Below are 10127 nucleotides of genomic sequence, written 5' to 3'. Positions count from 1 at the left end.
TACTCCAGGATCTTGGTCACGACGCCCGCACCCACGGTGCGTCCACCTTCCCGAATGGCAAAGCGCAGCCCTTCCTCCAAGGCAATCGGCTTGATCAGCTGCACCGTGAAGGTGATGTTATCCCCAGGCATCACCATCTCCACACCCCCCGGCAGCGTCACATCCCCCGTCACATCCGTCGTGCGAAAGTAAAACTGCGGACGGTACCCCGTGAAAAAACCCGTGTGCCGTCCCCCCTCCTCCTTCTTCAGCACGTACACCGACGCCTCAAACTTGGTGTGCGGGGTAATGCTCCCGGGCTTCGCCAGCACCTGCCCCCGCTCCACCTCCTCCCGGCTTACACCCCGCAGCAGCAACCCTACGTTGTCCCCGGCTATCCCCTCGCTCAGCGTCTTCCGGTGCATCTCTACCCCGGTCACCACCGTCTTCTTCGTCTCCGCTAAGCCTACAATCTCCACTTCCTCCCCTACCTTGATCTTCCCCCGCTCAATCCGTCCCGTCGCTACCGTTCCCCGCCCCGTGATCGTAAATACATCCTCCACCGGCATCAAAAAGGGCTTGTCCACATCCCGCTGCGGCGTCGGTATGTACGCGTCGATCGCATCCAGCAGCTCCCAGATCCGATCCACCCACTCGTTCTCCCCCCGCTGCGTCTTCGGGTTCGCTTGCATGTGTTCCAACGCCTTCAGCGCTGAACCCCGGATGATCGGCGTATCGTCCCCGGGAAATTCATACTGCGACAGCAGGTCCCGCACCTCCATCTCCACCAAGTCCAACAGCTCGGCGTCGTCCACCATGTCCACCTTGTTCATGAACACCACAATGTACGGCACCCCTACCTGCCGCGCCAGCAATATATGTTCCCGCGTCTGCGGCATCGGTCCGTCCGCCGCCGATACCACCAGTATCGCTCCGTCCATCTGCGCCGCACCCGTGATCATGTTCTTCACATAATCCGCGTGCCCAGGACAATCTACGTGCGAATAGTGCCGCTTCTCCGTCTCGTACTCCACGTGCGCCGTGTTGATCGTGATCCCCCGCGCCTTCTCCTCCGGCGCCTTGTCGATCTGATCGTACGCCTGCACCTCGATGCTCGGGTTCGCCGCCGCCGCAACAAACGTGATCGCCGCCGTTAACGTCGTCTTCCCGTGGTCTACGTGCCCAATCGTCCCAACGTTCACGTGTGGCTTCGTCCGCTCAAATACACCCTTCGCCATGGTTCTCTCCTTGACACGCGCATGCGGGCGCCTTAGGCCAGCGCCCGCGACAAAAGTCTTACTGGCCTTTGACCAACTTTTCCTGGATGTTCTTGGGGACCTCCGCGTAGTGGTCGAAGAACATCACGAAAGAAGCCCGGCCCTGGGTCTTGGAACGCAGGTCGGTAGCATACCCAAACATCTCCGCCAGCGGTACGTATGCCCGCACGATCTGGGCATTGCCGCGCGGTTCCATCCCCAGGATCTGGCCACGGCGGCTATTGAGGTCGCCAATCACGTCGCCCAGGTAGTCTTCGGGGGTGGTCACCTCGACCCGCATGATGGGCTCGAGTATCGCGCTTCCCCCCTTCTGCACGGCCTCCTTGATGGCCATCGAACCGGCGATCTTGAAGGCCATTTCGCTCGAGTCCACCTCGTGATAGCTGCCGTCGTAGAGCGTGACCTTGACGTCTACGATGGGGAAGCCCACCAGCGGCCCCGACTGCATCGCCTCCTCAATGCCCTTCTGCACGGCGGGGATGTACTCCTTGGGGATCACCCCACCCACAATGGCGTTGACGAACTCGAAGCCCGATCCGCGCGGCAGGGGCTCGGCTTTGATCTTGACGTGACCGTACTGGCCGCGACCGCCCGACTGACGGACGAACTTGCCCTCCACGTCCACCGCTTTGGTGATGGTCTCGCGGTAGGCCACCTGGGGTTCGCCCACGTTGGCCTCGACCTTGAACTCGCGCTTGAGGCGATCCACGATGATCTCCAGGTGCAGCTCACCCATCCCGGAGATGATGGTCTGGCCGGTTTCAGGGTGAGTGGAGACCCGGAAGGTGGGGTCTTCTTCGGCCAAGCGCGCCAGCCCCTGGGAAAGCTTGTCCTGGTCGGCCTTGGTTTTGGGCTCGATGGCGATGTCGATCACCGGGTCAGGGACCTCGATGGACTCGAGGATCACCGGCTGGTCGCCATCCCCCACCAGGGTGTCGCCGGTGATGGTATCCTTCAGGCCCACTACCGCACCCAGGTCCCCGGCCCGCAGGATCTCCACCTCTTCCCGGTGGTTGGCGTGCATCTTGAGCAGGCGGGCCACCCGCTCCTTGCGGCCTTTGGTGGTGTTCTGCACATACGAGCCGCTGGTCATGGTGCCCGAGTAGATCCGCACGAAGGTCAAGCGGCCCACGTAGGGGTCGGCCATGATCTTGAAGGCCAGAGCCGCCAGCGGCCCCTCGGGGTCGGCGGGGCGCTCGACCTCTTCGCCATCCGCAGTCTTACCCCGGACCGGAGGGATATCGAGCGGCGAGGGCAGGTAATCCACCACCGCATCCAGCAACAGCTGCACCCCTTTGTTTTTCAGCGAGGAGCCCAAGAACACCGGGAAGATCTGCATGGCGATGGTGCCTTTGCGGATCGCCGCCACCAGCTCGGCCTCGGAGGGCGCCTCTCCCTCGAGGTACTTCAACATGATGCTCTCGTCGAAGTCGGCGGCGACCTGGATCAGCTCATCGTGCCACTTGCGGGCCTCCTCGAGGTACTCCGCAGGGATCTCGCCAACCCGGATGTCGGTGCCAAGGTCGTTGCCGTAGGTATAGGCCTTCATGCGCAGCAAGTCGATGATGCCGTAGAAGGTGTCTTCCCGGCCCATCGGCAGCTGCATCAGCACCGGCCGCGCCCCCAGCCGCTCCTTCATGGAGTTGACGGTGAGCCAGATATCGGCCCCGGTCTTGTCCATCTTGTTGGCGAAGGCGATGCGGGGCACCCTGTACTTATCGGCCTGACGCCACACCGTCTCGGATTGCGGCTCTACCCCTTGAGAACCGTCAAAGACCGCCACCGCACCATCCAACACCCGCATAGAGCGCTCGACTTCGATGGTGAAGTCTACGTGGCCAGGGGTGTCGATGATGTTGATGGTGTATTCGGTGTTGTTATGCTTCCACACCGCAGTGGTGGCGGCGGCGGTGATGGTGATGCCCCGCTCCCGCTCCTGCTCCATCCAGTCCATGGTGGCAGCACCCTCGTGCACCTCACCGATTTTGTGGATGCGGCCGGTGTAGTAGAGGATGCGCTCGGTGGTGGTGGTCTTCCCTGCGTCGATGTGAGCGGCGATGCCGATGTTACGAACCTTGGTTAGATCGTAGCCAGTCTTGACGGCCATAGTTACCACCGGTAATGGGCGTAAGCTCGGTTGGCTTCGGCCATACGCTCCACATCTTCTTTCTTCTTCACCGCTCCGCCTTTACCTTCGGCGGCCTCGAGCAGCTCGGCGGCGAGGCGGGCCGCCGCTCCACGCTCGGAGCGCCCCTCAGCCGCATTGGCGATCCAGCGAAGGGCCAGGGTCTGCTGACGGCGAGGGGAGACCTCTACCGGTACTTGGTAGTTGGCCCCGCCCACCCGGCGGCTGCGCACCTCGACTCGAGGGCGCACATTATCCACGGCCTGACGGAAGACCTTGAGGGGCTCCTGGCCGCTCTTGTCCTGAATGATCTTGCAGGCGTCGTAAAAGATGCGGGCCGCCAAGTTCTTTTTACCCTCGCGCATGATGCGGTTGATAAAGGCCGAAACCACCACGTCCCCGTACACCAAGTCGGGGCTCAGGGGGCGCACTTCTGCTTGTCTTCTGCGCGACATACTCTCTCCTACTTCTTCTTGCCCGCAGCGGCTTTGGCGTCGCCCTTGGGCTTCTTGGCTCCGTACTTGCTGCGGCTCTTCTTGCGGTCTTTGACGCCCTGGGTATCGAAGACCCCGCGCACGATGTGGTAGCGCACCCCGGGCAGGTCCTTCACACGCCCGCCCCGGATCAGCACCACGCTGTGTTCCTGAAGGTTGTGCCCCTCGCCGGGGATGTAAGCGGTCACCTCGTACTGGCTCGAGAGCCGCACCTTGGCCACCTTACGCAAGGCCGAGTTGGGCTTCTTGGGAGTCACGGTGCGTACTACCGTGCATACCCCCCGACGGAAGGGACTACCCTTCAAAGCAGGTACTTTGCTCTTCTTGATGACCGGAGCACGACCTTTGCGTAGCAGTTGGTTGATCGTTGGCAGTGTAACCACTCCTTTCGACAATTTCGGCTTCAAGCCAAACCCCGCACCTTGCGCTCGGGGGATGCTGCCTTGGGCCTTGGGCCTTCAGAGCAGATGCACAAGGATGGCCTTGTGCGCGTTGCGCTCGGTGCGGGGTTTCCCGGCGAGAGGCGATCCGGAGCGGTTTAGGCTCCGATTTCGCCCCTGGATTCTCAAGAATCGCTGTCGGTGCTCCGACGGGCGCGGGTTGTCCGCCCAGCGCAACCGATGGGACCTCAGGGCTAGGGGCTAGCCTTGAGGCAACGCAACCCTGAAAGTATACAAGGGCCCTAGACCTTAAGCAAGGGGTGAGGATCGCAGTCTGGCACCGAACACAGGCAGGCTATTCGCTTTGTTCACAATATAGCCGTCCCCCGACCGCTCGAGACCTCGCCGCCTGGATGAGGGAAACGCCACTTGCCCAGTGGCTAGCGATACGCTAGGTGCAAAACGCGGGGGACGATCCTCTTTGTACGACGTATGACGTACAACGTATGACGCTAGACGTTTGACCTAGGACGTACTGCTAGCAGGGGAGGGTGGGGTTGGTATTACGCCGTACGCAAAACGCGGTGGATCGTCCTCTCCTAGCGCGGAGCACTTAGCCCAGGTCAAGCGCGCTATCTTGCGTACCACGGTGCGCTTGGATCCATATTCCCAGGCTGAGCCTCTCGTCGCCGTGACCCCTCTCGTTACCTGGGTGTTGCGCCTATCGGTCGGCCGTCAAGCCAGCGTAACGACACCTACGAATACCGTGGGTATGGGCCTAGAGAGGCTTAACGGGGAGTTAACGGCCCGGGCCCTATGGTTATCCTCGACGGCTATACCCGACCGAGGTGAGTATGCTACCGGATAAGCTCTCCCACACTGCACTCAAAGCGGAAAAGCCCGTGATCCTGGCGCTTATTCCCGCCTATAACGAGGAACGGTTCATCGCCAGTGTGGTGCTCGAGACCAAGAAATACGCCACCCACGTAATCGTAGTGGACGATGGCTCCAGCGACCGCACCGCCGAATTGGCGCTGGCCGCCGGGGCGCAGGTGGTGGGACAGCCTAAGAATATGGGCAAAGCCCAGGCCCTAAACGCGGGCTTTCGTGCGGCCCGGCTATTGAACCCGGATGTGGTGGTCTGCCTGGACGGCGACGCCCAACACGATCCGGCAGACATCCCTGAAGTAGCCAGGCCGATCCTCGAGGGGCAGGCCGATGTGGTCATCGGTTCACGCTTCCTGGACCGCAAGAGCAAGATTCCCGGCTGGCGGATCGTCGGACAACACACCCTGACCCTGGTCACCAACCTTGCCTCAGGCCTCAAGACCACCGACAGCCAGTCGGGGTTCCGGGCTTTCTCGCCCCTAGCCCTCAAGGCCCTGCGCTTCCACACCGCGGGACTTTCGGTGGAGTCGGAGATGCAGTTCACCATCCAGCAAGCCGGGCTGCGGGTTGCCGAAGTACCGATCTCGGTCTCTTATATGGACGGCAACAAGCGTAACCCGGTGGTCCAAGCCCTGCAAATTCTCGATGCCATCCTCAGCCTGGTAGCCCGGCGGCGGCCCCTGCTGTTCTTCGGGCTTCCGGGTTTGTTCTGTGCCGGCTTGGGCATGCTGGTGGGGCTGCGGGTGGTACAGACCGTGAGCGCGGGGGGCGAAGTCCCGCTAGGCAGCGCGGTGCTGGCCGACCTTTTATTGGTGGGCGGGCTGATCCTGGGCCTGGCTGGGGTGATGCTCCACTCTATTCACCACCTCGTCACCCAGGTGCGGCGGGACGTGCGTGAGGTGATCGAAGTGGCGCTTCAGCAGGGCCAAGCCAGGCCGCTGGAAACCCAGGAAATCCCTTCGACCAAGCAGGAACAGCTCGCCTAGCCGGCGAGTCGGCGGAACACGGTCGGGAGGATCCAGCCTGACCCCCGCAGAGAACCCTATGACTAAACCCCTCCCACCCGAGCTGAGCGTAATCTTGGTCTCCTACGGCAGCCGCGCGGACCTCGAGCGCCTCCTTCCCACCCTCTTTGCCCAGGGGTTGGAGGCGGAGGTGCTGGTGGTGGACAACCGCCCCGGCGACGGAACCGCCGACTGGCTGCGGATGACCTACCCCCACGTCCGGGTCATCTCCCGCTCCGACAACCCCGGCTACGCAGGGGGCAACAACGCCGGGATCGCTGAGGCCCAAGGCCGCTACGTTATGGTCTTGAACCCCGATACCGAGTTACACCCCGGAGCCCTCAGGGTCCTGCTCGAGGCCATCCGCGCTCACCCCCAAGCCCTTATCGGGGCCAAGCTGCTGAACCCAGACGGCACGGTGAACGCCGCCGGCAACCAGATGCACTACTCGGGCATCACCACCTGCCGGGGTCTGTACGCCCCCGCCGAGCGCTACCGGGGACTCGAGCCGGTTCCTCTTCTCTCCGGCGCGGCCCTCGTCGCCAGCAAGGAAACCTGGGCCGAGCTGGGAGGCTTCGATGAGGATTACTGGATGTACCTCGAGGACACCGACCTCTCGTTGCGGGCCCGGCTGCGCGGGCATCCTCTGTTCTCGGCCAACGAGGCCCTCATCACCCACCACTACCGGCTGGGGATGCACCCCCGGAAGTTCTACTATCTCGAGCGCAACCGCCTCTTCACCCTCTTCAAGGTTTACGAGGGGCGCACCCTGCAGCGGATGGCCCCAGCCCTTCTCCTCACCGAGCTGGCCACCTGGGGCTTCGCCCTCCTGAGAGGCCCGGCCTACCTGGCGGCCCGCTGGCGGGGCTATGCCTGGCTCTACCGCCACCGAGACCGCATCCGGCAAAAGCGGGCCGAGGTGCAGAGGGCTCGGGTGATCCCCGACGCGGCCCTGCTCGAGGGGACGCTCGCCCAGTTGCCCTTCGAGCAGCTCACCAGCCCCAAGCTGGCCGGAATCCTGGACCGCCTGACCCGCCCGCTCTACACCCTCTTGCGCCCCCGGCTGGAGAGGTCGGGGCGGGGGAGGCTAGCGTGAGAATCGCCCACGTCACCGCGACCTTCCCACCCTATCTGGCCGGGACCGGCAACGTGGCCTATCACAACGCCCGGCTCCTCCACGAGCGGGGGCATCAGGTCACAGTGTTCACCGCTAAGACCCCCGGCGGGGCCGCCCCGACCTTCCCCTTTCGGGTGATGCAGCTCCCCGCCCTGTTCCGGCTAGGGAACGCCCCCTTCACACCGGGGTTGCTATCGCGGCTGCAAGGCTTCGACCTGATCCACCTGCACTATCCCTATATCTTCGGCGCCGAGCTGGCCTGGCTGGCCTCCCGGCTCTACCGCACCCCTCTCCTCTTCACCTACCACAACCGCTTGCAGGAGCGCACCCCGATCAAGCGAGAGCTCTTCGGGCTCTACAACGCGCTCGTCGAACCGCTGATCTTCCTGAGCGCGAGCCGCATCCTGGCCGTGCGCAAAGAACACCTGCTGGCTCAGCATCCGGCCCTGGGCCAAGACGCGCGGGTGCGGGAAGCCCCCAACGGGGTGGACACCCGGCTCTATAGCCCCGGCGATCCGCTCGAGGCCCGCCGGGCGCTGGGCGTTTCGGCACAGACCCCGGTGGCCCTCTTCGTAGGGGCGCTCGACCTAGCCCATCGCTTCAAGAATGTGGACGGCCTGATCCGGGCCTTCGCCCGGGTGAGGGTTCCTGCCGCCGAACTCTGGATCGTCGGGGAGGGTGGGTTGCGGGCGGAGCTCGAGGGTCTGGCGGGGCAGCTCGGCCTGCAAGAGCGGGTGCGCTTCCTGGGTAGGCGCACACCCGAAGAGCTCCCCGCCCTCTACCGCGCCGCCGACGTGAGCGTCCTGCCCTCGAGCGGGGTGGAGTCGTTTGGCCTGGTGCTCCTCGAATCGCTGGCCTGCGCCACCCCGGTGATCGCCTCGGCCTTGCCGGGGGTGCGGACCTTGGTCGCGGACGGGGTGGACGGGCACCTGGTCGCTCCGGGGGACGAACTGGCCCTGGCGGCGGCCCTCGAACTCCGCCTCCGCGAGCGCCAAGCAGGGCGAGCGATGGGCCAGAGGGGCCGCGAGAAGGCGGTGCGGTTATACGACTGGGAAGCGATCGGCGACCAACTAGAACAGCTATACCGCGAGGTGGTGGGCGAATGGAGCTTGAGGTTCAGCTAAATCCCTTGCCGGGTTTTCCCCGTTTGGAAGGGGCGCACGAGTTGGCCTGGTCGTACCTGCTTGATGCGATCTTTGCCGATGCCTATCGCGCTGGGGTTCGTCGGCTAAAGGTGGTGCTGCCCCACCCTGAACTGCAAGCAGGGGTGGAGTTGCGCTCCCGGCTTACTCCCCCTTCGGGGGCCAGCACCGCCCTGGCGTTGCTGGCTCCCGCCCCTCTAGGCCAGGCCGAGCGAATTTATACCCTCGAGTTCGGCCCTTTGGCCCCGGCCAGCCTGCGCCGAACGAAGCCGCTCCGCCCCGGCAAGGAACCCGAGCAACGCCTGTACGTCTATACGCTGCGCGCCAGGCTGGCCGGGGTGGGGATGCGGCTGCCCAGCCCGGCGGCTTCGGATCGGGCCTGGCGGAGGGTGAGGCAGAGCTTTGCCAGCCCCCAACCCGCCCCGAGCTTTTACCGACTATTCATCTGGGGGGCTTCATGAACCCGACCCTGCCCCCCCCTACCCCAAAACCCCAGGAGCAAATCGCGCAGGCCCTGGCGAACCTCGAGGCCTGGCTCGAGACCATGCGCCAGCCGGGTGGCTACGGTGGCCCGGTGTGTCACTGGTGGCAGCACCGGCTGCGCTACACCGGCCCCGGCCACGACTGGCGCTACGAGGGGATCCTGGTCGGGTACTTCCAGCTATGGCAAAAAACCGGCGACCGGCAATACCGGGAAAAATTGAACCGCGCCGCCTTTGACCTTCTCGAGGGGCAATTGCCGGACGGGCGTTACCCCGCCTCGCGCTTCGAGCTGAACCCCGGCATCCTCGGCACCCCCCACGAAGCCGCCGCTACCTTGGGGCTGTTGCTGGTCCTGCCGGGGCTGGATGACCCTGAACGGGCGCTGGCCGTGGCAGGGCGCAACCTCGATAACCTCATCGCCCAGCTTTACTTACCGGAGGAAAAGGCTTACCGCGACCGGGTGCCCAACAAGCTGGCCACCCTGGCCCAAGCCCTCTTGGCCTACGCCGAGGCCACCCATCGGGAACCGTACTTGCGCTACGCCACCCAGGCGCTCGAGCAGGCCCTCCGCTACCAAGTCCGGCAGGGGCCGCTGGCCGGGGCCATCCACCAATACGCCCCTACCCCCGACCGCGGCGACGGGCGGTTCTTCCCCTACTACCAAAGCCGCTGCATCCCCCCGCTGGTGGAGGGGGCGCGGATCCTGGACGAGCCGCGTTACCTGGAAGCCGCCCGGCAGATCCTAAGCTTCGTCGAGCGCACCCGCGAGGGCGATGGCTGGCCGATGGCCCTCTACCGCGGGGGAGCCAGGGTCGAGCGGCCCCGCTGGATCGCGGCCCACGCCGATGTGCTGCTGGCCTACCGGGCGCTGGGTGAGCCCCTACCCGAAGCGGTGTTGCGGCGGCTTTTGGAGGCCCAGCTCCAAAGCGGAGGCTTCCCCACCGCCCATGGCTTTGGCGGCGAAAAGCCTGTCCCCTACGACTTGATCCCGGTGGCGGGCTGGAACGACAAGGTGTTCCGCCTGCTCAGCGAATTGCTGCCCAAACCCGCCGCCCTGCCCGCCCCCCAGGTGGGCCTGACCGAAGCCGAGGTTTGGGTGGGCAACACCCCGGCGTGGCTGTGCGAGAACCACCAAGCCCTCGTCGTCCAAACCCGCAGCGAGGTGCTCTACGCCTGGCGCAAGGGCGAGCCCTGGGCGCGGGTGGTGGACCCGCGGCTGGACGTGCGATGAGAGGCGC

Annotated in this window: 9 protein-coding genes; 5 read left to right on the top strand and 4 right to left on the bottom strand. The window is 64.7% G+C overall.

All coding sequences use genetic code 11. The features are described 5' to 3' along the window. From tuf to rpsL, 4 genes are all read right to left on the bottom strand, one after another. Positions 1 to 1217 (bottom strand): elongation factor Tu (gene tuf, locus DNA98_RS13770; RefSeq protein WP_110531690.1); only part of this gene is annotated, 1217 nt, incomplete at its 3' end. Positions 1218 to 1275: 58 nt separating this feature from the next. Beyond that, on the bottom strand, positions 1276 to 3363 hold the full coding sequence (fusA, locus tag DNA98_RS13765) for an elongation factor G (RefSeq protein ID WP_110531688.1): 2088 nt from the start codon (positions 3361 to 3363) through the stop codon (positions 1276 to 1278). A gap of 2 nt (positions 3364 to 3365) precedes the next feature. Then, the gene (gene rpsG, locus DNA98_RS13760; protein ID WP_110531685.1) at positions 3366 to 3836 is read right to left on the bottom strand and encodes a 30S ribosomal protein S7; all 471 of its coding nucleotides are present in this window, start codon (positions 3834 to 3836) and stop codon (positions 3366 to 3368) included. A gap of 8 nt (positions 3837 to 3844) precedes the next feature. Continuing rightward, positions 3845 to 4249, bottom strand: a complete 405-nt coding sequence (rpsL, locus tag DNA98_RS13755) for a 30S ribosomal protein S12 (RefSeq protein WP_174263515.1) — start codon at positions 4247 to 4249, stop codon at positions 3845 to 3847. An 860-nt stretch (positions 4250 to 5109) separates the two neighbouring features. On the opposite strand from rpsL, the gene DNA98_RS13750 reads away from it, so the two are divergent. From DNA98_RS13750 to DNA98_RS13730, 5 genes are read left to right on the top strand one after another with little or no spacing between them, the layout of a single operon-like run. Further along, a complete protein-coding gene (locus DNA98_RS13750) occupies positions 5110 to 6129 on the top strand; it encodes a glycosyltransferase family 2 protein (RefSeq protein ID WP_110531683.1) in 1020 nt (339 codons plus the stop codon). 58 nt (positions 6130 to 6187) lie between these two features. After that, positions 6188 to 7243 (top strand): glycosyltransferase family 2 protein, encoded by a 1056-nt coding sequence (locus DNA98_RS13745; protein WP_110531681.1) that lies wholly within the window; start codon positions 6188 to 6190, stop codon positions 7241 to 7243. After that, positions 7240 to 8388, top strand: a complete 1149-nt coding sequence (locus DNA98_RS13740; RefSeq protein ID WP_110531678.1) for a glycosyltransferase family 4 protein — start codon at positions 7240 to 7242, stop codon at positions 8386 to 8388. Before DNA98_RS13745 ends, DNA98_RS13740 begins: the two co-directional genes overlap by 4 nt. After that, entirely contained in the window at positions 8367 to 8867 is a 501-nt protein-coding gene (locus tag DNA98_RS13735; protein WP_110531676.1) for a hypothetical protein, read from the top strand. The genes DNA98_RS13740 and DNA98_RS13735 overlap by 22 nt, the downstream gene beginning before the upstream one ends. Next, on the top strand, positions 8864 to 10120 hold the full coding sequence (locus DNA98_RS13730; RefSeq protein ID WP_110531674.1) for a hypothetical protein: 1257 nt from the start codon (positions 8864 to 8866) through the stop codon (positions 10118 to 10120). Before DNA98_RS13735 ends, DNA98_RS13730 begins: the two co-directional genes overlap by 4 nt. The last annotated feature ends 7 nt before the right edge of the window (positions 10121 to 10127 follow it).

Origin of the sequence: Meiothermus sp. Pnk-1, assembly GCF_003226535.1 — a bacterium.
Lineage (GTDB): Bacteria > Deinococcota > Deinococci > Deinococcales > Thermaceae > Allomeiothermus.
This window is presented reverse-complemented; position numbering and strand designations above follow the sequence as displayed.

What these genes read in the sequence shown, in the direction of transcription:
- DNA98_RS13750 (WP_110531683.1), top strand. Translation starts at nt 5,110, where the DNA reads ATGCTACCGGATAAGCTCTCCCACACTGCACTCAAAGCGGAAAAGCCC.
- DNA98_RS13735 (WP_110531676.1), top strand. Translation starts at nt 8,367, where the DNA reads ATGGAGCTTGAGGTTCAGCTAAATCCCTTGCCGGGTTTTCCCCGTTTG.
- rpsG (WP_110531685.1), bottom strand. Translation starts at nt 3,836, where the DNA reads ATGTCGCGCAGAAGACAAGCAGAAGTGCGCCCCCTGAGCCCCGACTTG.
- DNA98_RS13730 (WP_110531674.1), top strand. Translation starts at nt 8,864, where the DNA reads ATGAACCCGACCCTGCCCCCCCCTACCCCAAAACCCCAGGAGCAAATC.
- DNA98_RS13745 (WP_110531681.1), top strand. Translation starts at nt 6,188, where the DNA reads ATGACTAAACCCCTCCCACCCGAGCTGAGCGTAATCTTGGTCTCCTAC.
- fusA (WP_110531688.1), bottom strand. Translation starts at nt 3,363, where the DNA reads ATGGCCGTCAAGACTGGCTACGATCTAACCAAGGTTCGTAACATCGGC.